This is a genomic window from Corynebacterium sp. HMSC068G04 (assembly GCF_001814885.1).
GTDB lineage: Bacteria > Actinomycetota > Actinomycetes > Mycobacteriales > Mycobacteriaceae > Corynebacterium > Corynebacterium hiratae.
On record NZ_KV818298.1, the window covers coordinates 1 to 23,244 of the forward strand.

Consider the following 23,244-nt stretch of genomic DNA (forward strand, 5'->3'; position numbering starts at 1 on the left):
GAAGTCTTCCGATGGTGCATGCGCTACAACACCCGTAGACGACACTCCTGGTGCAATCTTCTAGCCCCCGATGACTACGAAGCACTCACATCAGCTACACTGACCCAAGCAGCATAGCTAACCCCCGACGTGTCTACTTTCCGGGGGTCAGGCCCCTCACCACACCGCTACCATTTCAGTCTTCTGAACACACCGGTACCAAAAACTCGCATCTGACAGTAGATTTACTACAGAATTGAATGCTATTTGTTGTCGTAGTCTTGGTCACCGGAGGCACCGTACATGGTGGTCTTCAGAATTGGCCCCAGAGTGAGGATAGAGGTGCCAAACCCTGATACGACAAGGGCCGCAGCTGGGCCGATGGCACTTACAACAGGTGCCCCGATGATGTATCCAATAAGCATTGCGGAGCTGTTAATTGAACCCATCGTAGAAAGGGCTTTGGGTTTCACTTCATCAGGTACGGATCCGACAACGATTATGCGTAGTGCGGCCACCTGAGCAGCATTGCAGACTCCGCCCAGGAGGAAACATGGGATGCAGAGCCACAATGAGGGAAATAGTCCAGGTAAAGCTATGAAACACCCCATAGCGAATCCTGCCCCGGCCAGGACTTTCCCAGCGTTCTGTGAGTGAAGGCGAGCTGAAAGCCGTGCGCCAAAGATGCGGCCCACGATAAATGCTTGGGCAATGATGGCATATAACGTACCGCTGACGTGGAGGGTCTGTGTCGCATAGAAGACAAGCGAAACGTTGAAAATCGAGGTGCAGATAATTGCTCCCCAAATGCTGGTTAACGCGGACCGAGCGCTTCTATTCTTCAGCAAAAGGGAAGGTGCTTCGAGGACCTTCTGGAGAAAACTCGGTGAAGAATCTTTGGTTTCTGAATGAAGCAGTGTTTTCGGGGGCGAGGATTTATAAAGGAAATAAAAAGCAAGTAGCGAGACTCCAACGGCGCAAGCTTCAACGAAGAGCGCTGTCTGCAGGTTTCTTTGGTCCAGTAGTAATCCACCTAGAGGTGGTCCAAGGAATCCACTGCCAAGTCGGGCTGTGTCCAAGAGGGAGAAGGCTTTCGCCTGCTGTCCTTCGCCGACCTGAGAGTCAGCGATGGTGAAAATGGATGGAATTGACAGTCCGCTTAAGCATGCGGTGACGAGATTTCCGACAATGAGGATCAATGGCTCTGGATAGGCTGCCATTGATAACAGGCCCAGAAGATCTAAGAAGAGTGCAGCAAGCGCAATGTGATAGCTGTTGAATTTGTTGAAGAGTGGGGCCAGAAAGGGGACTGCAAAAACTTGAGCGCAAGTACCCGAGATGAAGATGCTTGCCACCAACAGTTCGCCTTTGTTGAGTTCGGCGAAGTGGAGTGAAATCGAGAGGCTGGTCATTGACCCGCACACTGACAATAAAAAATATGTGGCGGTCAAGGTGTAGATAGATGAAAGTCCTTCGTCACCACTGTTTCTAGGGGGATGCATTTAGGCTGCAACTGTTTCGTTGCCCTGGCCGCTGAACGGACCTGAACCTCCTACTGTGACTACTTCGGAAAGCGTTTCGGAGGTAAGCATTATTTCTCCCATATGTGATGACGATTACATACAACAAGGTAATGATGTGAGTCTCTCATTTCAAGGGCGTAGCGGAGGCAGCTCTTGCACTGTGTACAGGAAAAAGTAGTGCTAGCGCTAGTGACCTTCGCTCTCGTGCGAAACACAATACAGAGCATGAAAAAGCTTGTGGTTGGCATGATTGCCGTGGTGGCCGTGATTGTGGTGGCGTTTGTAGGGTTTGTGGGATTCATGCAGTGGGTGGACGCAGACAGCGTGACCGGTGATGACGGCGTGGCTGCCGGATATAGCGCTGAGACAGGTGGCCCGCTGGAAGCGTCGTTTGCGGGCGAGGGGCCGCACGAGGTCGACGTGCGGCGTGATGGCGACGTGACCATCGCGGCACCGACAGGCGCGGGACCGTTTCCGGCGGCGGTCATGGCTAATGGCACGAACACGCCGCTGAGCAGCTACCTGCCCGTGGCGGAGCACCTGGCTAGTTGGGGCTTCGTGGTTGTCGGCGATGAGACTCCCCACACAGGTACAGGAGAGAATGTCGTGCACTTGATTGAGCGCTTGCCGGAACTGGATTCTCGTGCGGACCGATCACGAGTCGGCATTTTTGGCCACTCACAGGGTGGTGCGGGTGCCATCAACGCTGCGGCCCACACGGAGGTAGCAGCTGTGTATGCGGCGAGCCCGGCCTCCCACAAAGTGGCACAGTCCAATGACTGGGACTACAACACGGCTGACGTAGAGGAACCGCTATTCCTGATGACGAGCGATGGCCGTTCGGACCGCTGGCTTGTTAGTCCGTGGTCAGACTTGCAGGAGAACTTTGAATCAGCTGGTGGTCCGGCAATCATTGCCCGCCGCCTGGGCGCGGACCACAAGGACGTTCTAGAGTTCGGGGACAGTTACGCCACCGCGTGGTTCCGCTACATTCTTGCTGATGATCCTGATGCGAGAGATGTGTTCGTTGGCACCTCACCAGCGGGCGCCGGTGAGCTAGCGAGCAACGCGCTTTGGGACCGAGTGGTCACCCGTGGCTGGTAGCTCGCCGGGCCTTTCGACATTCCGCGCGGTGCACCTAACGCGCTAAAAGCCATCTGCGCTCACACACCCCCTTCGGAGGAAGTGTGGTTCACAAAAATTGGTAGCCCTGATAAATTTCAAGTGAATTGTCAACCGGGCTGCGCCACGTCAGCCCGTACAAGCGGGACCGAATGAACCATGCAGACAAAGGAGAAAGGCCACGTCGAGGGCCTCTATATTGATGAAAACTTCGAGCTGCGCGCTGGGGCCGTCACGTTCGGGGAGAGTATTGAGGGCATAGTGCTTGGCGACGTCCCCCAAGCCGAGGCTGCCTGGCGCGCCGGGGACTCGGATGCGTTGCTGTGGGTGCCCGGCTTCGTGGACCTACACAACCACGGCGGCAACGGCGGGGGATTCCCCAACGGCGACTACGAGCAGTGCCTAGCCGCCGCCCGCTTCCACCGCGCGCACGGCACAACGACACTGCTGGCCAGCTTGGTCTCCGGCACGCAAGAAGAACTCTGCGCCCGGGCGGAGCTTTTAGCCCAGCTGGCTGAAGAAGGCGAGATCGCCGGAATCCACATGGAGGGCCCCTTCATCGCTGCGGCCAAATGCGGCGCACAGGACCCCTCGCGCATCGTGCCCGGTGACCCGGACTTCTTCCGCGCGGTCATCGCCGCGGCCCGCGGCCACCTGCGTTCGATTACCTTCGCGCCGGAAACGGAGAACGTCGACAAGCTGCTCGACGTCTGCGCGGAGCATGGCATCATCGCCAGCCTGGGCCACACCGAGGCCGATTATGACACCACGCTGAGCGTTATCGCCAAGGCTAAGGAGCTCGGCCTGACCGTGACTGGAACGCACCTCTTTAATGGCATGCCTTCTATTCACCACCGCGCGCCGGGCCCGGTAGCGGCCTTGCTTACCGCAGCGAAGGCGGGCGATGTGTCCGTCGAGCTCATCGCAGATGGCGTGCATCTTGTCGACGGCGCCGTGGACATGGCTCACAGTCACCGCGCCTTCGCCATCACTGATGCCATGGCGGCGGCCGGCATGGCCGACGGTGACTATGAATTGGGCTCCCTGCCCGTCACGGTGAGCGGGGGAGTGGCGCGCGTGCCCAGCGGCGCTATCGCGGGCGGTACCTCCACCTTGGCTCAGCAATTCATCAGTTTCGCCGCGCGCCATGGTCTGGGCGAGGCGGTGCGTTTTACCTCCACCACGGCAGCGGATGTGCTGGGATGCAAAGATCTCGGCCGAATCGCTGTTGACGCTCGTGCCAATCTGGTGGGTCTCAATGCCCAGCTGGAACCGGTGCGCGTCATCGTCGACGGCGCGGACATCTCACTCTCTTAAACACACAGGAAGGCATCTCATGGAAATCCTCATCCGCTCCACGCCGGCCGAAGTGGCCGTGGAAGCCGCGAACATTTTCGCGCACTACGCCAACGCTGGGGCCACTCTGGGTCTGGCCACAGGCTCGACCCCGGTAGCAATGTACAAGGAGCTCATTACGCGCCATGAGCGCGGCGAGGTGAGCTTTGCCCGCAGCCGCGCATTCCTGCTCGATGAATACATCGGGCTGGAGCGCACCCACGAGCAGTCCTACTATTCCACCATCCGCCGCGAATTCACCAGCCACGTGGATTTCGATGATGAACTGGTAAAAAGCCCCGCTGGTGACTCCGATGACCCCGCCACCGCCGCGGCCAACTATGACAAGGCCATCCGTGATGCTGGCGGCGTGGATATCCAACTGCTGGGCATCGGTGCCAACGGGCACGTCGGCTTCAATGAGCCTTCCAGCTCCCTGACGTCGCGCACCCGGATCAAGACGCTGCACCCGCAGACCGTGCAGGACAATGCCCGCTTCTTCGACAACGAAAAAGACGTCCCGCGCCACGTGCTGACCCAAGGATTGGGCACCATCAGCGAGGCACGCCACCTGCTCTTGTTGGCCACTGGCAGCAACAAGGCCAGCGCGGTCCACGCCATGGTGGAAGGCCCGCTCTCCGCGCACTGCCCCGCGTCGATCCTGCAGTGGCACCAGCGCGCCACGGTGATCCTCGATGAAGCCGCCGCCTCCCAGCTGGAGGACCGCGAGTACTACGTTTTCGCGGACAAGCACCGTCCGCACCGCCCACTCTTTTCCTAAAAACTCCATCTATTCCTTACTAATGTGAAAGGACTCCTCGCATGAAAGTCGATGTCATGGGGCCGCTGCAGCGGCTCGGAAAAGCCCTCATGGGCGCCGTGGCGGTGCTGCCCGTCGCGGCGATCCTCTGCGGTGTTGGTTACTGGATCTCCAGCGCCGCCGGCCCGGATAACCTCGCCGCGCAGCTGCTCATCAGCTCCGGTGATGCGGTGCTGGCTAACCTGGGCTGGATCTTCGCCATCGCCATTTCCTTCGGCCTGGCCAAGGATTCCAACGGCGCCGCAGCACTATCTGGTTTCTTGGCCTTTGCCACGTTCATGAAACTTCTGGGCCCGGAGGCCGTGGCCGGCTACCGTGGTATCGAAGACCCCACCGCGTTGACCGGCGATGAGGCGCTGGAATGGGCCGCGGAAGGCTGGAATGCTGTGGGCGGCGGCAACGTCCTCTTCGGCATCCTCGCCGGCATCATGGCGGCCTGGGTATATAACCGTTTCCACGGCACCAAGCTGCCGGACTTCCTCGCCTTCTTCTCTGGCCGCCGATTGGTGCCGATCCTTACCGCGATCTTCGCCATGGTTGTCTCCGGCATCCTCTACTTTGTGTGGCCGTTCATCTACAACGCGCTGTTCAACTTCGGTACCTCCATCCAGGGGCTGGGCGCGGCGGGTGCCGGCATCTACGGCGTGGCCAACCGCCTGCTCATCCCGACCGGCTTGCACCACGCACTGAACTCCGTCTTCTGGTTCGACGTAATCGGTATCAACGACATCGGTAACTTCCAGGCCGGCCAGGCCACCATCGACGCCGCCGCGGCCGCGACCTCTGCCGCTGATTGCCCGGGTATTTGGGCCAACGGCCAGTGCACGGTCGAGGGCGTCGTGGGCCGCTACCAGGCGGGCTTCTTCCCAGTCATGATGTTCGGCCTGCCGGGCGCGGCACTTGCCATGTACCTGCGCGCGGATAAGAGCAAGCGCAAGGTCGTCGGCTCGCTCATGGCCGCTGGCGCCCTGGCCTCCTTCTTCACCGGCGTGACCGAGCCGTTGGAGTTCTCCTTCATGTTCGTCGCCCCGCTGCTCTACGTGGTGCACGCGCTGCTGATGGGCCTGTCCGTCTTCATCGCCTCCGCCATGGAGTGGACCGCCGGCTTCGGTTTCTCCGCCGGTTTCGTGGATATGCTGCTCTCCTCCCAGAACCCGCTGGCCAACAAGTGGTACATGCTGCTGGTCATGGGCGTGGGCTTCTTCTTCCTCTACTTCGTCATCTTCTACTTCCTCATCGGCTGGCTGAACCTGAAGACGCCGGGCCGCGGCGAGGATGAAGCCGACGACGCGGCGGATTCCGTCAGCGGCGATGACAAGACCGCAGCTGATGCCGCGCGCATCATCGAAGGCCTCGGCGGCAAGGACAACATCGACTCCCTGGATTACTGCACCACGCGCCTGCGCGTGGGCGTCAAGGAGCGTGCGCTTGTCGATGACTCCGTGATCAAACGCGCCGCCGTCTCAGGCGTCATCCACCCCTCGGAGAAGAGCGTCCAGGTCATCGTGGGCCCGGCCGTGCAGTTCATGTATGACGAGGTCAGCCACCAGCTGCGCCACGGTTCTCCGGTCCTGGCCACGGCGGGTACTGCGAGCGCGGCTGGAGCCAGCGCGCCGGCCAGCGCCGCTTCCGCTCAGAGCGTCAGCGGTAATATCGCTGGCGGTGATGCCGCTGACGTGGACGTGCGCGCCCCGTTCGCGGGTGACGTCGTCGAGCTCTCCCAGGTCCCGGATGCGTCCTTTGCACAGGGCATGGTGGGCGAAGGCTTCGCCGTTATGCCTGATGCCGTCGATGCCTTCGACGTCTGCGCCCCAGTAGACGGCACCATCACCATGGTCTTCAAGACGCGCCACGCCTTCGGTATGCAGACTGCGGACGGGCTGGACCTGCTCATCCACATCGGCATCGACACCGTGGAGCTCAAGGGCGAAGGGTTCACGGCCCTGGCCAAGAAGGGCGATACCGTTAGCGCCGGCACGCCGATCATCGCGGTGGAGGCAAGCAAGCTGCGCGAGCGCGGCGTCAACCTCATCACACCGGTGGTGTGCCCGACGGCCAAGCAGGTTGCCGGAGTCGACATTGCTCGCGAGGGTCATGCCTTGCCAGGCGATGTCGCCGCAACCGTCAAGCGCAGCAACTAACCTGACCCCCTGGCTCAGCCCAGGAATAAAACTGCCCTAGTTGACAAAACCAGCGGCGCTCCATGCGGCGGGGAGCGAAGGTTTTGGCAACAAGGGCAGTTTTGGCTTGGGGGTTCTAAAAGCGTGGGCTAGTCGGTGTGGCTTAGCAGGCGCGGCACCACCTTGCCCGTGGCATTGCGCGGCAGCTTGTCCAGGAAGTGGACGTCGCGCGGCACGGAGTGGTCGGCGAGGTTCTCGCGGACCCAGGTGCGGATGGCGTCGGCAGTCACGGTGTTGCCCAGGGCATCGCGCGTGGTTACTGCCCACACGGCGATGCGCTGGAAGGTGGTCTCATCCTCCACGCCGCCGGCGTGCACCTCCGCGATGCCCGGCATGGCCTCAAGAACCTCCGTCACCGACTGCGGGTGCACGTTTTCACCACCGACGATGATCATGTCATCGGCGCGGCCCACCACGTGCAAGTAGCCATCGGGGTCGATATAGCCCAAGTCGCCGATAGAGATGAGGCCATCAACCTTGTTGAGCGGAATTTTCGGGTTGGTATAGCCAATGAGCGCGGTGGAGTTGGTCAGATAGATTTCGCCGACCTCGCCGCGCGGGATCTCATTGCCTTCCTCATCGAGGATGCGCAGCTTGGTGCCAGAGGCAATCTTGCCGCCGATGGTCGGGTCCTTAGCCACCTCTTCCATGGTGGCCGTCGACGCCAGCGCCAGTTCCGTGGAGCCATAAACATTGCACAGAATCGGCCCGAAGCGCTCGTGGGTTTCTTTGACGATCTCCGGGGTCAGCGCATGCCCGGCGGAGGCAATGAACTTCAGGCTTGAGGTGTCGAAGGCCGAATCCGGGTCCGCCTCAACCATCTGGCGGAAGAAGACGGGGGAGGAAAGCAGGCCATCAAGCTGGTAGCGCTGGATGTCGTCGAGTGCGGCCGCCGGATCGAAGACGCGGCGGGTGACAATGGTATTGCGCAGGCCCAGCGCGATGTTGAGGCAGGCCCAGCCCCATGTGTGGAAGATGGAGGCGGTCATCTGCACCTTTTGATCCCCGCGCCACGGCACCGCATCGACGATGGAGGCAACCACCACCGGCAGCGTCGGCTCCGGGCGCATGATTCCCTTGGGGATGCCAGTGGTGCCGGAGGACATGAGCACGATATGCCCGTGCTTGGGCCAGGTCGGAAGCTTCTGTTCCTCGACGTCCCGCGGGTTCTGAACAATCTTGCGCAGCGATGCCGCCTGCGCCAGCTCAGCGGGAATCTCCTCACCAGACTCGTGGCCAATGACCACGTGCAGGCCATCAATGGGGCTAGCGCTATTGGTGGGACTAGAACCGTCGGCGGGAGCGAGGCGGTCGATGAATTCATCGTCGATAACGAGCACGTTGATGCGGTTTTCCTCGATGCAGCCGGCAAGCTGCTCGGGGGAAGAACCAACGTTGAGCAAAAAGATGTGTGCCCCCGCATAGCCCTTGGCGGCCAACGGGGTGATGATGCCGCGGCCATTGCGTGCCATAACACCGAGGCGAATCTCCTCGAGCCCCAAAGAAAGCAACCAGCGCGCGAAGGTGCGGGAGTGATCACGCAGCTGGCGGTAGGTGAGTGCCCCGTCATCGTCGATAAGCGCTAGGCGTTCTGGGCAGGTCAGGTATGCCTGCTCCACCTCGCGGGCGGTGGTGAAGCGGTAGCGGGCGAGAACCGGCGCGGTGGAGAGTACTGCCCGTGGGCCGCCAGCGGGGCTAATAAGGCCGGCGCGAAAGAGGGCGGGGACAAAACGCGCGAGAGCGGCGGCATGGAAGGTGAGATCAGAAAGCTTCATAGGGTTCTCATCGTAGGGAAGGGGTAGAAGGTTACGGGGGAGGCGGCTAACGCGCCTGTTTTTAAAACGACAAATTGTTACAGTTGTTGCTATTGTTACACAAGATTAACTGCTAGCTTAGTTTAATATGGTTTCGGTTAAGAACATACCCTTTTCTTGAAAGGACATCAGTCACGTGAAGTTTACTCAGCGCATCACTGCCCTCTGCGCCTCCCTCCTCGTGGCAGTAGGCCTGTCCCAGGCTCCGCAGGCCGCCGCCGGCGAGCGAAACCTCGTCGCCTTTGGTGATTCCGTATTGGCGGATCCGCAGCTGGATGTTTACCTCTCCTCGCGCCTCGGCTCCTCCAACCGCAACCCGAGTCTCGACTGCCCCTCCGGCAATAACTACGCCAAGCGCGTCGCGTCCAAGCTGGGCATGCCGGTGGCGGATTTCTCCTGCTCCGGTGCGGTCTCGATGTCTCAGGGTCCGCAGATGAACGCGCAGGTCGATGATGCCATCCGTCGTGGCGCGCTCAGCCCGGACACCCAGCGCGTGCTCTATGCGGGCGGCTTTAACGATACGTATAACAATGCCCAGCTTTCCGACGCCGACATGCGCGCCCGCTTTGTTGGCGCAAATGCGCCGATTATCAACAAGATTCGTGCGGCGGCCCCCAATGCCCGCATTCAGATCGTGGGTTATCCGACCATCGGCTCCGGTGACCGCTACTGCCTCCTCCACTTTGGCCCGAAGCCAGCCGATGCTACGGCCCTGCCGATGGTGCAGCGTTATGAAAACGTCACGCAGTGGATGCAGGTGGACCTAGCGCACGCGACCGGCACCGAATTTGTGGATATGAAGCCGATGACCTGGGATCGCGGTATGTGTGCCGATGCCGATAAGCGGCTGTGGGCGGGTCTGGTGGACTTCTCTGCCGGCCCGGGCAACCTACCGCTGCATATTAATGCTCGCGGTCACGAGTTTGTGGCCAACCACCTCGCAAGCTTCTAGAAACGCGTTCTTATGACTTTAAGGCCTGGGCAACGTTGCCCGGGCCTTTCGCGTACCCTCGCGGACATGACTGTTAATGAAAACCTAAATGAAAATAACTCCCAGCAAGGCTCGGAGGTTGTCCGCGGCGTGATTGCGCGCGCGAAGGGCGAGCCCGTCGAGACCGTGAACATTGTTGTACCCGCTCCGGGCGAGCACGACGTCGTGGTCAAGATTCAGGCCTGCGGCGTGTGCCACACCGACCTGGCCTACCGCGATGGCGATATCGAGGATGCCTTCCCGTTCTTGCTTGGGCACGAGGCGGCGGGCGTCGTGGAGCGCGTGGGCGATGCTGTTACCCACGTCGAGGTCGGTGACTTCGTAGTCCTGAACTGGCGTGCGGTGTGCGGCGAGTGCCGCGCCTGCAAGAAGGGCGAGCCGAAGTACTGCTTCAACACCCACAATGCCTCCGCTCGCATGACGCTTGCCGAGGGCGACGCCGACGCCGGCACTGAGCTCACCCCGGCGCTCGGCATCGGCTCCTTTGCCGAGAAGACCCTGGTTCATGAAGGTCAGTGCACCAAGGTCAATCCGGAGGCAGACCCGGCCGCCGCGGGCCTGTTGGGCTGTGGCGTGATGGCAGGCTTGGGTGCTGCGGTCAACACCGGTGACGTCAAGCGCGGCGAGTCCGTCGCGGTCTTCGGCTGCGGTGGTGTCGGCATGGCAGCCATCGCCGGCGCGGTGCTGGCGGGTGCCTCGAAGGTCATCGCCGTGGACCTGGATCCGGACAAGCTGGAGCTGGCCAAGCAGTTCGGTGCGACCCACACCATCGCGGCGAAGGACAAGTCCGAGGACGAGGTCATCGAGGCAGTCCGTGAGCTCACCGATAGCTTCGGTACCGACGTGGCTATCGATGCCGTGGGCATCCCAGCCACCACCCGCCAGGCCTTCTACTCCCGCGACCTGGCCGGCCGCATGGTCATGGTGGGCGTTCCGAACCTCACCAGCCGCTTCGACGTCCCAGCCATCGACTTCTTCGGCCGCGGCGGTTCCCTCAAGTCCTCCTGGTACGGCGACTGCCTGCCGGAGCGTGACTTCCCCATGTACGTTGACCTCTCCCTGCAGGGCCGCTTCCCGCTGCAGGACTTCGTCACCGAGCGTGTTGGCCTCGACGACGTGGAGGAGGCCTTCGCTACCATGAAGGCTGGCAAGGTACTTCGATCCGTAGTGGAGCTGTAAATGATTATCGAACAGTTTGTAACCTCAGGAAAGTTCCGCCTGGATGGCGGTGAGTGGGACGTGGACAATAACGTCTACATCCTGGCCGCAGGTGGCGCGTCAAGCGACGCCGAGTGCTACATCATCGATCCTTCCCACGACGCCGAGCGCGTCATCGACGAGGTAGGACAGCGCACTGTCAAGGGCGTGATCCTCACCCACGCGCACAATGACCACTGCGAGCTAGCACCCCAGGTGGCTGAGCACTTCGGTGTGTCCGTCTACCTGCACCCGGATGATCGTCCCCTGTGGGAGGAAACGCACGAGGATGCCACCTTCGTGCCGCTGGAGGATAACCAGCTCTTCACCGTGGGCGATAGTGACTTCGTGGTCTTCCACACGCCGGGTCATTCGCCGGGGTGCGTGGTGCTCTACATCGCGGATGAGGCCACGCTGCTGTCGGGAGATACCCTCTTCAACGGCGGGCCGGGCGCCACCGGCCGCAAGTACTCCGACTTCGACGTCATCATCGAGTCCCTGCGCAACCGCGTGCTGAACCTCCCGCCGGAAACCCGCGTCCTGCCGGGCCACGGCGATGAAACCACCATTGGCGCTGAGGCCGCGCGTATCGACGAGTACATCGCGCGTGGTTACTAGGCCGGGGTGCGGGCAGCCTTGATGCCTGCTACCACCGTGGCAGCAAGCGAGACCCCGAACCAGACCCACGCATCCGCCACGCCCGCGCTGAAGGCGCGGGCTTTTTCCTGCACTGCGAACTGCGCATCCGTGCTTAAGACTGCGGGTAGTGTTGCGCTGCCGTAGCTTAAGATAAACAGCACGCCGATGAGCACGAAGAACGCTCCCGACACAATGGACAAGGTATTCGTGCGCACAGGGCCGAGGACCACCTCGCGTCCGCGCAGCCAGGACCACGAGCCCACATCGAGGCGCTCCCACAGCGCAGCCAGAACAAAGAGCGGTGCGGCCATGCCAGCGGCATACGCCACCATGATGAGCCCGCCGTAGAGCGCGCTGCCCGACGCAGCGGCCGTGGTGAGAACAGCGCCTAAGAGTGGGCCCGCGCAAAAGCCCGCGAAGCCATAGACCGCGCCGAGCAGAAACACTCTGCCCCGCGCTTTACCGGACAAGGCATCCATACCGGGGATGCGGAAACCGCCGCCCAAGGCGGTAAAGATTCCCAGCGCGATGATGATCCAGCCCGCCACCGTGATGACCTGGCCGCGGTATTGCGCGAGGATTGCAGCCAGCCCCATGCCGATGGGCACGAGCGTGGTGCACAGGCCTAAGAAAAAGACCAGGGTCTTCAGCAGCAGCTGGCGCTGCGATTCAAAAGCATAGGCGAAGAAGGCTGGCACCAACAGCGCTGAGCAGGGGCTGATCAAGGTCAGTACACCGGCGATGACGGCGCCAAAAACTCCGATACTCATACGCTCACCCCCACTGCATAGCCGCCTAAGAACGCGGTCAGAACGACGAGCGCGATGAAGATCCACACGATGAGCGGCGGCTTATCCATTGGCCGCCTTGCCTAGCTGTTCCCGGATGGTCTGCTCAAAGACTTCCGGTGGCTGCGCGCCACCAATGAACTGATCCCCCACCACGAAGGCCGGGGTGCCCGTAATACCAATCTGGGAGGCGTAGCTGGTGGCCTTCTCGATGACCTCGGTGTAGGTATCATCCGTGGCCTGCTGGCGGAACTTATCCAAGTCCGCAACGCCGGCCTTCTCGGCGAACTTCATGAAGTCCTCGATGCCGAATTCTGGGTGGCCACTGATGTCCTTGCTAGCGGTGTAGAGCTCGTGCTTGAACTCCTGGAACTTGCCCTGTGCCGCGGCCGCGCGCCCGGCCTTGGCAGCCTCGACGGCGGCAGGGCCGTTAACGGGGAAGTCATTCCACTCGATGCGCACTAGGCCCTTCTCCACGTACTTCTTGAGGAGGTCTGGCTCAGTGACGTTGGCGTGGCGGGAGCAGAACGGGCACTCGAAATCGGAGAACTCCGAAATCACCACGGGTGCATCCACCGCTCCCACGGCGAAAGGATCATCCTCCTTCTTGCGGTGCACCACCGTGATATCGCCGCTCTTGGTGTCACCGCCGGGGCCGAACACCATCGGATCCCCCTTCCCGTCGGAGAACTTCGTGCCGGGCGTGGCCTTGTCAGCATCCTTTGCCAAATCTTCGGTGGGCGCCGCGCTCGTCGCGGTCTCCTGCGCCGCTTGAGTCCCGGCATCGCCGGAAGAATTGCGCTCTGCCAGAAGGAAGCCGATGATGATCGCCAGGATGACAACGAGCACCAACAGGCCCCACGCCACGGGGCTGATGGTGGATAGCGCTGATTTCTTGGGATTGCTGGTGGGGCGGGAGGATGAAGTAGGCATGCGATTACCTTAACGCGTCTAGGCCCGTTTGGGTGATGGTGGCCTCTGATGCTGCGTGGGGACGCTTTGGCAAGTACGGATCGATCAAATTAGGTCCCAGATCCCGTGGGCGGTTTCGGTCCTTAATTGATCGATATGTACCTCGAGCTCAACTCTCTTGGGCAGCGGCCAGGAGATAGCGGCCATAGCCGGACTTCAGGAGGGGCTCGGCCAGCTCGGTGAGTGCGGCGGCATCGATGAAGCCCTCCTCGAAGGCGGCAACCTCCGGTGAGCCGATGACGGTGCCGGTGCGTTTTTGCATCACCTCCACGTAGGCCGAGGCCTCACTCATGGAGTCCACCGTGCCGGTGTCCAGCCAGACATCACCGCGCTGCAAGCGTTTGACGCGCAGCTGCCCGCGGCGCAGGTATTCCTCGTTGACGGTGGTGATTTCTAACTCCCCGCGTGCGCTGGGCGTAATGGACTTGGCAATCTCCACCACGGAATTGTCATAGAAATACAAGCCCACCACGGCGTGGTTGGATTTGGGCGCGGCGGGCTTTTCCTCGATGGACAGGGCTTGGCCAGACTCATCAAACTCGACAACACCATAGCGCTGCGGATCGGAGACCTCGTAGGCAAAGATGATGCCGCCGCCCGGGTGGCTGCACTCATTCAGCGCCGTGGAGAAGCCGTGGCCGTCAAAGATGTTGTCACCCAAAACGAGGGCCACGTCATCCTCGGCGATGAAGTCCTCCGCAATGAGGAAGGCCTGGGCCAAACCTTCGGGCCGGGGTTGGACCGCGTAGTGCAGCATGAGGCCTAGTTGGGAGCCGTCGCCAAGCAGGCGTTGGAAGGCGGCCTGGTCTTCTGGGGTGGTGATGATGAGGATCTCGCGTATGCCGGCCTGGATCAGGGTGGTCAGAGGGTAGTAGACCATCGGCTTGTCATAGATGGGCATGAGCTGCTTCGAGATGCCCTTGGTGATGGGGTAGAGGCGGGTCCCTGAACCGCCAGCGAGGATGATGCCCTTCATGGGCTTCAAGCTTAACGGAGGGGTCCCGCGCCGGGGTGCGGCGGCGCGGGCTGGCGAACATAACACTTAACTTCCCACTCAACATAACACCTGGGAAGCTAAGTGTTATGTTAAGTGTTATGCCGGGTAAAGGCCCAGGTAAAGCGCTAAAGCGGCCCGCCAATTCATCGGCTTAAAGCCGGTGGCTTCAATCTTGGACAGGTCGAAGGTGGACTCCTTCGGGCGGGGAGCTTCAGGCCCGGCGATCTCGCGGTACTGCTCGGTGCTGACCGGCGTGACACCAGCGGGGTCTTGGCCCACGCCGGTGAAGACGGCCATGGCGATTTCATCGCGACCCACCGCATCACCGGAGTTGGAGATGTTGTACACGCCGTACTCGGCTTTGGTCTTGAGCAGGTGGATGATGCCCTTGGCCAGGTCCTCGGCGAAGGTGGGGCGCCCGCGCTGATCATGGATGACGGAGGGCTTGACCCCCTTAGCCGCCAGCGAGCGCATCGTGGCCATGAAGTTGGCTCCATCGCCGAAGACCCAGGAGGTACGGATGACATAGTGGCGCGGCGCGGTTTGCGCGGCGGTATCGCCCGCGGCTTTCGATGCCCCATAGGCCGACAGCGGGGAAGGCATTTCATCCTCGGAGTGGACCTCGTTAGAGCCATCGAAGATGTAATCACTGGAGACGTGCACCAAGGTCAGGTTATTCTCCGCCGCAATGCGCGCGAGCTTCGCCGGGGCGGAAGCGTTGACCGCCCAGGCCGCGGCGCGGTCTTCTTCCGCACCGTTGACATCGTTATAAGCCGCGCAGTTGATGATGGCGGAATACTGCTTCCACGGGCGGGCAGGCGGGTTGGTGATGTCGAAGTCAGAATGAGAGCAGAACTCCACCGCGCCCAGACCAGCGGTGGGCAGGAATTTCTTTAAAGCGCGGCCCAGCTGCCCGTTGGCGCCGGTGACCAGGATGCGACGCGGGGGCATGGGGGAGACGTCGGCAAGCGCGGGGTGTGCCTTGTCTTTGTCGGAGATCTCCGTCGGCTCCAGCGGCCAGTCCACCATGCCCAGGTTGACGGAGGTGTATTTCGCGTCTGGGGACCAGTGGTCATTGACCAGGTAGGAGTAGGCGCAGGCCTCCAGAGCCTGAAAGCCGTTGGCCACCCCGCGCGGGACGAATACGGCGGTGTCGGGGCTAATCTCGTGCGTCACTAGCTGGCCAAAGGTAGCAGAGCCCTCGCGCAGATCGCACCACGCGCCGAAGGCCCGGCCGGAAGCCACGGAGACGAGCTTGTCCCAGGGCTCCGCGTGCAGTCCGCGCGTAACCCCCTTCTCCGCATTGAAGGAAACGTTGTTTTGCACCGGTTGGAAGTCCGGCAAACCTGCCGCCACCATCTTCTCACGCTGCCAGTTCTCCTTGAACCAGCCGCGGTTATCCCCGTGGACGTCGAGCTCCACAATGAGCAGGCCCTCAATGGCCGTTGACTGCACCTTCATGGAAATTTACTGTCCTTGCTTCGCGTAGTTGGCTTCGACTTCTTCCTTGCCTGGGCGCCACCAGTCCTCGTGGGCGCGGTACCACTCAATGGTGGCAGCCAAGCCCTCGCGCAGATCCGTGTAGCGCGGGCTCCAGCCCAGCTCGCGGCGCAGTTTGCTGGCATCCATGGCGTAGCGCTGATCATGGCCCGGGCGGTCCGCCACGTGGATGTAGTTCGCGCGGCCGTCGTCAGTAGCACCCATCAGCTCACAAATCATCTCGATGACCTGGCGGTTATTCGTATCCTCCTGGTCGGCACCGATGTTATAGGTCTCACCGATGCGCCCGCGGTCCAGGATGGCAAGCACCGCCTCGTTGTGATCATCCACGTGAATCCAATCCCGCACCTGCGCGCCTGTGCCATAAAGCTTGGCGGGCTGGCCCAGAAGCAGGTTGGTGATCTGCCGCGGGATGAACTTCTCAATGTGTTGGTAGGGGCCGTAGTTATTGGAGCAATTTGAAATGGTTGCCCGCAGTCCAAAGCTGCGCACCCATGCGCGCACCAGGTGATCGGAGCCGGCCTTCGTGGCCGAATAGGGCGAAGAGGGGTTGTACGGAGTCTCCTCGGTGAAGTAGGTATCGGCGCCAATCTCCAAGTCACCAAAAACCTCATCTGTGGAAACGTGGTGGAGGCGCACATCGTGGCGGCGGCAGGCCTCCAACAGCACGAAGGTTCCCATGACGTTGGTGTGGAGGAAGGGAGAAGGATCCCGCAAAGAGTTGTCATTGTGGGATTCCGCGGCGAAGTGCACCACGGCATCCGTCTGGGCCACGAGCTTGTCGACGATCCCCTCATCCGCCACGTCTCCCACCACCAAGGTGGCGTCCACGCCGTCAAGGTTGGCGCGGTTGCCCGCGTAGGTGAGCTTGTCCAAGACGGTGATGTCTACGTCGGGCCGTTGCTGGGCTACGAGCCTCACGAAGTTCGCACCAATAAAGCCGGCACCGCCGGTAACAAGCATCCTGCGCATGGTGAACAAGTCTAGACCGGGAACTTGGGCAGCGCGGTGTGGTTGAGCCACTCGTCCAACAAAGCATCGACCGCAGAAGGATCTGTCGCTTCCTTCTTCACACGGCTGATGAGATACTCCGGGGTGACCACGGAGTGCTGGGATGCGGTGAGGTAATCCCGGACCGTGCGGAAGAAGACCTCATCGCCCACGAGGCGGCGAAGTGCGTGAACAGTCAGCGCGCCGCGCTTGTAGACGCGGTCATCGAACATGTCGCGCGTGCCCGGATCACCGAGCACGATGTCCTGCTTCTTGCGTGCGAGCACTTGATAGTGCGAACGCGCCGATTCATGCACCGGGCGGCCATGCGCGTGCTCGAACCACAGCCACTCGCAGTAGCAGGCAAAACCTTCGTTGAGCCAGATATCCTTCCACTCACTAAGGCCCACGGAGTTGCCGAACCACTGGTGGGACAGCTCGTGGGCGATGAGTCGCTCAAAGAGGTGGTCGCCCTTGACGTGGTTGGATCCGAAAATGGACAGGCCTTGGGCCTCCAGCGGGATCTCCAGCTCGTCATCGGTGATGACCACTTGGTAGTCGGGGAAAGGGTAGTGGCCGAAGAGAGAGGAATAGAAGTCCAGCATTTCCTGCTGTTGGGCGAACTCTTCGAGGACTACCTGCTTCAGGCGAGCCGGCGCCCAAGCGCGGACGTCTCGGCCCAGATCAATCTCTGAGTATTCGCCGATCTGCACCGTGGCGAGGTACGTGGCCATGGGGTGCTTGACGCGGTAGTGCCAGCGCGTCATGGAACCGCCTGCGCTGCGGCGGGAGACCAGCTTGCCGTTGGAAATCACCACGAAAGGATCGTCAGCGGTGATGCGAATATCATAGGTGGCCTTTTCTGACGGGGTGTCATCGCAGGGGAACCAGCTGGGTGCACCGTTGGGTTGGCTGGCCACCAGGGAGCCGGAATCTGTTTCCTCCCAGCCGATTTCGCCCCACGGCGTGCGCAGCGGTCGCGGCGAGCCGCCATAGCGAATGTGCAGCTCAAACTCTTGGTTCTCCACGATAGTATCGGCAAAGGTCAGCCGCAGTTTGCCGGCGGACAGGCGAAACTTGGCCACGCGGGGTGCGTGTTTCGCCGTGATGCGGCGAGCCACCATGGCGCCGCCGAGGTCAAGCGTGAGTTTGTCAAAGTCCTCCAGCGCGCGAATGTGGAGGATGGCTTCGCCCTGCAGCATGTTGGGCTCCACGCGGTAGGTCAGGTCCAAGTCATAGTGGGTGACCTCGAAGCCGAGGTTGAAATCCACCCTCGTGTAGCTATCCCGAGTAAGTGCAGCGCGGTCGCGAGCGGCGGAGATATGCGAAAGGGCGGTAGAAAGCAGCTTCATAATGCCGCTATCCTACCGCCCTGTCTGGGTTATCCGAAGCCAGGGGAGCGAGCACGCCGCGCCAGACCGTGGGGCGACACGCTCCGCTCACCTTTTAGGAGTTGAAAGCTTCCTCAAAGGTGGGCCAGGACTTTACGAGGTCCTCGCGCCAGCCCGGCCAGGAGTGCGTGCCCACGTTGCGGAAGTTGTAGGTGGCTGGAATGTTCTGCTTATCCAGCTTGGCCTTGAGCATGTGGGTGCAGTGGTTGACCGCGGCCTCGATGATGCCGCCCTCAACCTGCAGCTGTGCCGAACCCGCGTAGGCGGCCAGCGGGCTGTAGCCCTTGTTCATGTAGTAGGACGGGGTATCCTGCTCACCCGCGAAGCCCGATGCGGAGGAAATGTACAGCTTGGTGCCGCGCAGTTTCTCGGAGTTCATCAGGGCATCGTTGTAGCGGTTGTAGTCACCGCCCATCGGGCCCCACATCTGTTTCGGTTCTCCGCCGCCGCGGTTCACGGTGAGGCGCAGGAACTGGTACTCCGTGGGGTAGGCGGTTGCGGCGCAGCCGGCGAAGGAGCCAACCGCGTCATAGAAGCCCTGGTTGTGCTGCGCCAGCAGCAGGGAAGACGTTGCGGACATGGACATGCCGGCAATGGCGCGCTTGTTGCTTGCGTTCAGGCGAGACTCCAGCGGGCCAGGCAGCTCCTTGGTCAGGAAGGTCTCCCACTTCTGTGGGCCCTTGAGGTACTTGCCGTTGGGCTCCTCCAGCCAGTCGGTGTAGTAGGAGAAAGCACCTGCCTGCGGAACGACAACGTTGACGTCCTTGTCCGCGTAGAAGTCCACGGCATCGGACATGTACAGCCAATCGGAGTCCTGCTCCGCGGAACCGGCGCCGTTGAGCAGGTACAAGGTCGGGCGGTCCGGGTTCTTAGCAGGGATAACAGCCAGCGGAATCGCGCGGCCGTTCATGGCCGGTGACGTAGCCTCCAGCTTGAGAACGCGGGCGTCATCTTTGAAGTGCTCGTACCACTTCTGGCTCTGCACCTCCGGGGTGACGTTCAAGTCCGAGATGGTGGACAGCGGCGTGTCACCCGCAACCTGCTGCGGGGTGATGGTGGCCGCACCCGCAACGGGGCTGATAAGCGCGGCAGCGCAGAGCGCGCCGGCGGCGAGGAGAGAGCTAAGACGCTTCATTACGTTCCTTATTTAACAATCAATATGGCGAGTTGAGCTTACTGTTCGATGGCCTCAGGGGCTACTGGCCGGGAGTCGGCCGGGGTCTTGGGATCGTTCTCGGCCTCTTCCATATTCTGCTTATCGGCATCCTCAGCTTTGGCGTTAGCGTCCGTGTTCACCGCGCTTTCCGACGCCCGCGTGGAGACCGGCTCCACCGGCAGACCAAAGGCACGAGCGAAGGTGGGCCAGGAGGAGTTGATGTCATCGAACCAGCCCGGCCAGGAGTGGGTACCGGTATTGCGCAGGTTGAAATCCGCTTTGACACCTTCGCGCTGCAGTTTTGCCTGCAGGTCGTGGGTGCACGCATTCATCGCTGCCTCGATGACGCCGCCTTCCACCACCAGGGTGGAGGAGGACTTCAAGGCTCCGGCCAGGCCTTGCTTTTCAATCCTGGACGAACCCAAATCGTTCATTCCGGCAAACCCCGAGTTAGCGGAGACGTAGACCTGGGAATTACCCATGTTGTTCTTTGTGGCGTTGATGAGTCCATCGTTGTAGCGGTTGTAGTCACCGCCCATCGGTCCCCACATCTGCTCGGTGCTTCCACCGCCACGATTCACGGTCAGCTGCGTGTAGAAGTTCGGCAGTGGAGTCGAGGTGGCCGCACAGCCAGAGAAGGACCCGATAGCGTCATAGAAGTTGGGGTTGTGCTGGGCCAAGACGAGCGATGAGGTAGCAGACATGGACATGCCTGCGATGCCGCGCTTGCCGTTGGCGTTGATGTGCTTCTCCAGCGGTCCCGGTAGCTCCTTGGTGAGGAAGGTCTCCCACTTCTGCGGGCCCTTGAGGTAGCTGCGGTCCGGGCTGGTAACCCAGTCGGTGTAGTAGGAGAATGCGCCTGCCTGCGGGATGACGACGTTGACGTTTCGGTCACCGTAGTAGTCATCGAGTTCTTGGGTGCCCTCCTTGTTGGGATCCAAGTCTTCGCGCGTGGTGGCTATCAGCCAGTCCATGCCCTGCTCGGCACCGCCAGCACCGTTGAGTAGATAAAGGGTGGGGCGGGAAGAATCAAAGGTGCCGTCTGGGGTAATTACTGCAAGAGGGACGGTGCGGTCCATCGCTGGTGCGGTGGCATTGAGGGCCTTGACGCTCTGACGGTAGTCCGGGTATTTCAGGACGTAGCCCATCCACTGCTTGCTGTCCGGGATCTCATTGACGTCAACGTCCTTAAAAGTGACGTTCTTACCAATGGCGTCTTCATATTCTTGGCGGGAGGGCGACGGGTTTCCGGCGGAGTCCTTGGGCAGGTACTTTTCAATCTCCCCGTAGATGTCGAGCTCGGAAATGGTGGACGGTGTGGCATCACCGCGGATTTGTTCCGGGGTGACCTCGGATGCGCCCGCGGTAGGGGATGCTACGGCGCCAAGTGCTAGGGCAGTGGCTGCCGCAAGCGTCGTGAGAGAGCGCGCAATCTTCATAGAATCTCGCTTTCTAAGTGATGAGCGGAAATGTAGGGGCAAGTGTAAAAGATGCTCCGGACACGCCACCCATGAGATGGGCAATAGTGCTGGTAGATGGGAATTTCAGCACCCCAAGATAAGGGTAACGTGTTTAAACATACCAAGATATTAAAGTTAATGGTGGTATTGAAGTGGAAACCGTGTCATAATCTTTCCGTGCGTTAACGTGGGCTATGTAACGCAATGTCCGGCCTATTCGTTAGTCGAACCAGATGCGGAGACCGTTACTGCGGCGGCCGTCCTGCAAGGCAGAAGGTGGCAGTGCCGCATAGTGACATCGCACGAGGCCGTGAAGGCTGCTAGAAGACCAACAGAAAGAAGAAGAATGAACCTCTTTGACACCATCCTCGTTTCCATCAACCAGGTGCTGGGCCAGTTCGCTCACTCCGGCTCCTCTACTTCCTCCAAGATCGCCCTGGATTGGGGTCTTTACTAAACAGCTGCGGGGCGTGCGGCCCCACGTTTCTCTCCCCCTAATCGCCCCCTCGGGTGGTTGGGGGTTATTTTGTGCGTTGTGTGCCCTCTACGCATCAGTGCACTGTGGCTTGCGTATCAGGAGTGTTATGGACTGATACGAGAGCACAGCATGGGGGTGGTGGGACAGCGGGCACAAAGTTACGTATCCTATAGGGCGTGACTAATGAACATTTTGACGTTGTAGTACTCGGCGCGGGCCCCGGCGGCTACGTGTCCGCCATCCGCGCTGCCCAGCTGGGCAAGAAGGTTGCCGTTATTGAGAAGCAGTACTGGGGCGGTGTTTGCCTCAACGTGGGCTGCATCCCGTCCAAGGCTCTTCTTAAGAACGCTGAAGTTGCACACACCTTCAACCATGAGGCGAAGGCCTTTGGTATTTCCGGCGATGTTTCCTTCGACTTCGGTGTTGCGCACAAGCGCTCCCGCAAGGTCTCGGAGGGCATCGTCAAGGGCGTGCACTACCTGATGAAGAAGAACAAGATTACGGAGATCAATGGCCTCGGCTCCTTCAAGGACGCCAAGACCATCGAGATTACCGAGGGCGATGACAAGGGTAAGACCGTTACCTTTGACAACTGCATTATCGCCACCGGCTCCGTCGTCCGTTCCCTTCCGGGCGTGGAAATCGGCGGCAACATCGTGTCCTTCGAGGAGCAGATCCTCAGCGATGAGGCCCCGGATTCCATGGTCATCGTTGGCGCAGGCGCCATCGGTATGGAGTTTGCGTACGTTCTGGCCAACTATGGCGTAGACGTGACCATCGTGGAGTTCATGGACCGCGTCCTTCCGAACGAGGACAAGGATGTATCCAAGGCTATCGCCAAGGAATACAAGAAGCTTGGTGTGAAGCTCCTGACTGGTTACAAGACCACCGCCATCACGGATAACGGTGACAATGTCACCGTTGAGGTCGAGTCCAAGGACGGCTCCAAGACCGATACGCTGACCGTGGATCGCTGCATGGTCTCCATCGGCTTCGCCCCGCGCACCGAGGGCTACGGCCTGGAGAACACCGGTGTCGAGCTCACTGAGCGCGGCGCCATCGCTATTGATGACTACATGCGCACCAACGTTGAGGGCATTTACGCCATTGGTGACGTCACCGCGAAGCTGCAGCTCGCTCACGTGGCTGAGGCGCAGGGCGTTGTGGCTGCTGAGGTCATCGCCGGCGCTGAGACCCAGCTGCTGGGTGACTACATGAACATGCCGCGCGCCACCTTCTGCAACCCGCAGGTGGCCTCCTTCGGCTACACCGAGGAGCAGGCTCGTGAGAAGTTCGCTGACCGCGACATCAAGGTTGCTACCTTCCCGTTCTCCGCTAACGGTAAGGCAGCTGGTCTGAATGAGACCGCGGGCTTCGTCAAGCTCATCGCCGACGGCGAGTTTGGTGAGCTCATTGGTGGTCACATGGTGGGCTCGAACGTGTCCGAGCTGCTGCCGGAGCTGACCCTGGCGCAGCGCTTCGATCTCACTGCAGAGGAGATCGGACGCAACGTTCACACTCACCCGACGCTGTCTGAGGCTATGAAGGAAGCAGCCGAGGGCATCGGCGGCCACATGATTAACCTCTAAGAACTAAAACAAGAACACTCCCCCTCATCCCATCGACGTGAATCGGTGGCGGTGAGGGGGAGTGTTGGTTTTAGCGCCGAAGCGCGACTGGCCTTAGCCGAAGAGCTTGGAAGACAGTGCGAACGGTGCGTTGACGATCGTCAGCACGAGCTTCTGGATCTGGCCAAGGAAGTTCTCGCCAAAGCTGGACATAATAATAATCCTTTCTGTTGGTGATTATCGGTCGCTGACCATGATAGAACAACCGAGTCGGGAAAATCCATCAGATTTGGCAATGAAAACCATGGGGTGGGGCTTGTAGGACAATGTATAGCGCCGAGGGT

At 60.8% G+C, this 23,244-nt stretch carries 18 protein-coding genes and 1 pseudogene; 9 read left to right on the forward strand and 10 right to left on the reverse strand.

Annotated features, from left to right (window positions below; translation table 11 throughout):
- Positions 1–117, forward strand: a pseudogene (locus tag HMPREF2993_RS13780) (IS3 family transposase); the annotation flags it as partial.
- Between the two features lie 125 nt (positions 118–242).
- Here the strand turns inward: HMPREF2993_RS13780 and HMPREF2993_RS02320 are convergent.
- On the reverse strand, positions 243–1,481 hold the full coding sequence (locus tag HMPREF2993_RS02320) for an MFS transporter (RefSeq protein ID WP_046647863.1): 1,239 nt from the start codon (positions 1,479–1,481) through the stop codon (positions 243–245).
- Positions 1,482–1,727: 246 nt separating this feature from the next.
- On the opposite strand from HMPREF2993_RS02320, the gene HMPREF2993_RS02325 reads away from it, so the two are divergent.
- The 4 genes from HMPREF2993_RS02325 (at position 1,728) to nagE (ending at position 6,920) form a co-directional block, all read left to right on the forward strand.
- The gene (locus tag HMPREF2993_RS02325; protein WP_046647862.1) at positions 1,728–2,606 is read left to right on the forward strand and encodes an alpha/beta hydrolase family protein; all 879 of its coding nucleotides are present in this window, start codon (positions 1,728–1,730) and stop codon (positions 2,604–2,606) included.
- Positions 2,607–2,783: 177 nt separating this feature from the next.
- Positions 2,784–3,941, forward strand: coding sequence for an N-acetylglucosamine-6-phosphate deacetylase (locus HMPREF2993_RS02330; RefSeq protein ID WP_070700827.1), 1,158 nt, complete (start codon positions 2,784–2,786; stop codon positions 3,939–3,941).
- A gap of 19 nt (positions 3,942–3,960) precedes the next feature.
- On the forward strand, positions 3,961–4,740 hold the full coding sequence (gene nagB, locus HMPREF2993_RS02335) for a glucosamine-6-phosphate deaminase (RefSeq protein WP_070700829.1): 780 nt from the start codon (positions 3,961–3,963) through the stop codon (positions 4,738–4,740).
- 41 nt (positions 4,741–4,781) lie between these two features.
- Positions 4,782–6,920, forward strand: a complete 2,139-nt coding sequence (nagE, locus tag HMPREF2993_RS02340; RefSeq protein WP_049157621.1) for an N-acetylglucosamine-specific PTS transporter subunit IIBC — start codon at positions 4,782–4,784, stop codon at positions 6,918–6,920.
- A gap of 128 nt (positions 6,921–7,048) precedes the next feature.
- On the opposite strand, the gene HMPREF2993_RS02345 is transcribed toward nagE, so the two are convergent.
- The gene (locus HMPREF2993_RS02345; protein WP_070700831.1) at positions 7,049–8,734 is read right to left on the reverse strand and encodes an acyl-CoA synthetase; all 1,686 of its coding nucleotides are present in this window, start codon (positions 8,732–8,734) and stop codon (positions 7,049–7,051) included.
- A gap of 175 nt (positions 8,735–8,909) precedes the next feature.
- Between HMPREF2993_RS02345 and HMPREF2993_RS02350 the strand changes: the two genes are divergently transcribed.
- The 3 genes from HMPREF2993_RS02350 to HMPREF2993_RS02360 all read left to right on the forward strand — a co-directional run bounded on the left by HMPREF2993_RS02350 (position 8,910) and on the right by HMPREF2993_RS02360 (position 11,579).
- Complete coding sequence (locus HMPREF2993_RS02350; protein ID WP_049157617.1) at positions 8,910–9,725, forward strand: GDSL-type esterase/lipase family protein; 816 nt, start codon at positions 8,910–8,912, stop codon at positions 9,723–9,725.
- A gap of 66 nt (positions 9,726–9,791) precedes the next feature.
- Positions 9,792–10,943 carry an S-(hydroxymethyl)mycothiol dehydrogenase gene (locus HMPREF2993_RS02355; RefSeq protein WP_049157615.1) on the forward strand — a complete coding sequence of 384 codons (1,152 nt, stop codon included), beginning with the start codon at positions 9,792–9,794 and terminating at the stop codon, positions 10,941–10,943.
- Complete coding sequence (locus HMPREF2993_RS02360; RefSeq protein WP_070700834.1) at positions 10,944–11,579, forward strand: MBL fold metallo-hydrolase; 636 nt, start codon at positions 10,944–10,946, stop codon at positions 11,577–11,579.
- Here the strand turns inward: HMPREF2993_RS02360 and HMPREF2993_RS02365 are convergent.
- The 8 genes from HMPREF2993_RS02365 to HMPREF2993_RS02400 all read right to left on the reverse strand — a co-directional run bounded on the left by HMPREF2993_RS02365 (position 11,576) and on the right by HMPREF2993_RS02400 (position 20,833).
- On the reverse strand, positions 11,576–12,370 hold the full coding sequence (locus tag HMPREF2993_RS02365; RefSeq protein WP_070700837.1) for a cytochrome c biogenesis CcdA family protein: 795 nt from the start codon (positions 12,368–12,370) through the stop codon (positions 11,576–11,578). The two genes, HMPREF2993_RS02360 and HMPREF2993_RS02365, sit on opposite strands and share 4 nt — an antisense overlap.
- 81 nt (positions 12,371–12,451) lie before the next feature.
- On the reverse strand, positions 12,452–13,321 hold the full coding sequence (locus HMPREF2993_RS02370) for a DsbA family protein (RefSeq protein ID WP_141758245.1): 870 nt from the start codon (positions 13,319–13,321) through the stop codon (positions 12,452–12,454).
- A 148-nt stretch (positions 13,322–13,469) separates the two neighbouring features.
- Positions 13,470–14,336: a glucose-1-phosphate thymidylyltransferase RfbA gene (rfbA, locus tag HMPREF2993_RS02375; protein ID WP_049157609.1), complete on the reverse strand. Its 867-nt coding sequence runs from the start codon at positions 14,334–14,336 to the stop codon at positions 13,470–13,472.
- Between the two features lie 117 nt (positions 14,337–14,453).
- Positions 14,454–15,818 carry a sugar nucleotide-binding protein gene (locus HMPREF2993_RS02380; protein ID WP_070700840.1) on the reverse strand — a complete coding sequence of 455 codons (1,365 nt, stop codon included), beginning with the start codon at positions 15,816–15,818 and terminating at the stop codon, positions 14,454–14,456.
- A 6-nt stretch (positions 15,819–15,824) separates the two neighbouring features.
- A complete protein-coding gene (gene rfbB / locus HMPREF2993_RS02385; protein WP_210401540.1) occupies positions 15,825–16,820 on the reverse strand; it encodes a dTDP-glucose 4,6-dehydratase in 996 nt (331 codons plus the stop codon).
- Between the two features lie 20 nt (positions 16,821–16,840).
- Positions 16,841–18,199, reverse strand: a complete 1,359-nt coding sequence (locus HMPREF2993_RS02390; RefSeq protein ID WP_070700842.1) for a M1 family metallopeptidase — start codon at positions 18,197–18,199, stop codon at positions 16,841–16,843.
- 94 nt (positions 18,200–18,293) lie between these two features.
- Positions 18,294–19,373 (reverse strand): alpha/beta hydrolase, encoded by a 1,080-nt coding sequence (locus tag HMPREF2993_RS02395; protein WP_070700845.1) that lies wholly within the window; start codon positions 19,371–19,373, stop codon positions 18,294–18,296.
- 38 nt (positions 19,374–19,411) lie between these two features.
- Entirely contained in the window at positions 19,412–20,833 is a 1,422-nt protein-coding gene (locus HMPREF2993_RS02400) for an alpha/beta hydrolase (RefSeq protein ID WP_070511291.1), read from the reverse strand.
- 675 nt (positions 20,834–21,508) lie between these two features.
- Here HMPREF2993_RS02400 and lpdA point away from each other — a divergent pair.
- Positions 21,509–22,921, forward strand: a complete 1,413-nt coding sequence (gene lpdA / locus HMPREF2993_RS02405; RefSeq protein WP_070511293.1) for a dihydrolipoyl dehydrogenase — start codon at positions 21,509–21,511, stop codon at positions 22,919–22,921.
- The last annotated feature ends 323 nt before the right edge of the window (positions 22,922–23,244 follow it).

Bases quoted from the DNA above. Each gene is read 5' to 3' on its own strand.
- rfbB (WP_210401540.1), bottom strand. From the start codon at position 16,820: ATGCTTGTTACCGGCGGTGCCGGCTTTATTGGTGCGAACTTCGTGAGG.
- HMPREF2993_RS02325 (WP_046647862.1), top strand. From the start codon at position 1,728: ATGAAAAAGCTTGTGGTTGGCATGATTGCCGTGGTGGCCGTGATTGTG.
- nagE (WP_049157621.1), top strand. From the start codon at position 4,782: ATGAAAGTCGATGTCATGGGGCCGCTGCAGCGGCTCGGAAAAGCCCTC.
- HMPREF2993_RS02330 (WP_070700827.1), top strand. From the start codon at position 2,784: ATGCAGACAAAGGAGAAAGGCCACGTCGAGGGCCTCTATATTGATGAA.
- HMPREF2993_RS02355 (WP_049157615.1), top strand. From the start codon at position 9,792: ATGACTGTTAATGAAAACCTAAATGAAAATAACTCCCAGCAAGGCTCG.
- HMPREF2993_RS02395 (WP_070700845.1), bottom strand. From the start codon at position 19,373: ATGAAGCGTCTTAGCTCTCTCCTCGCCGCCGGCGCGCTCTGCGCTGCC.
- rfbA (WP_049157609.1), bottom strand. From the start codon at position 14,336: ATGAAGGGCATCATCCTCGCTGGCGGTTCAGGGACCCGCCTCTACCCC.
- nagB (WP_070700829.1), top strand. From the start codon at position 3,961: ATGGAAATCCTCATCCGCTCCACGCCGGCCGAAGTGGCCGTGGAAGCC.
- HMPREF2993_RS02380 (WP_070700840.1), bottom strand. From the start codon at position 15,818: ATGAAGGTGCAGTCAACGGCCATTGAGGGCCTGCTCATTGTGGAGCTC.
- HMPREF2993_RS02400 (WP_070511291.1), bottom strand. From the start codon at position 20,833: ATGAAGATTGCGCGCTCTCTCACGACGCTTGCGGCAGCCACTGCCCTA.
- HMPREF2993_RS02370 (WP_141758245.1), bottom strand. From the start codon at position 13,321: ATGCCTACTTCATCCTCCCGCCCCACCAGCAATCCCAAGAAATCAGCG.
- HMPREF2993_RS02390 (WP_070700842.1), bottom strand. From the start codon at position 18,199: ATGAAGCTGCTTTCTACCGCCCTTTCGCATATCTCCGCCGCTCGCGAC.
- HMPREF2993_RS02345 (WP_070700831.1), bottom strand. From the start codon at position 8,734: ATGAAGCTTTCTGATCTCACCTTCCATGCCGCCGCTCTCGCGCGTTTT.
- HMPREF2993_RS02365 (WP_070700837.1), bottom strand. From the start codon at position 12,370: ATGAGTATCGGAGTTTTTGGCGCCGTCATCGCCGGTGTACTGACCTTG.
- HMPREF2993_RS02320 (WP_046647863.1), bottom strand. From the start codon at position 1,481: ATGCATCCCCCTAGAAACAGTGGTGACGAAGGACTTTCATCTATCTAC.
- HMPREF2993_RS02360 (WP_070700834.1), top strand. From the start codon at position 10,944: ATGATTATCGAACAGTTTGTAACCTCAGGAAAGTTCCGCCTGGATGGC.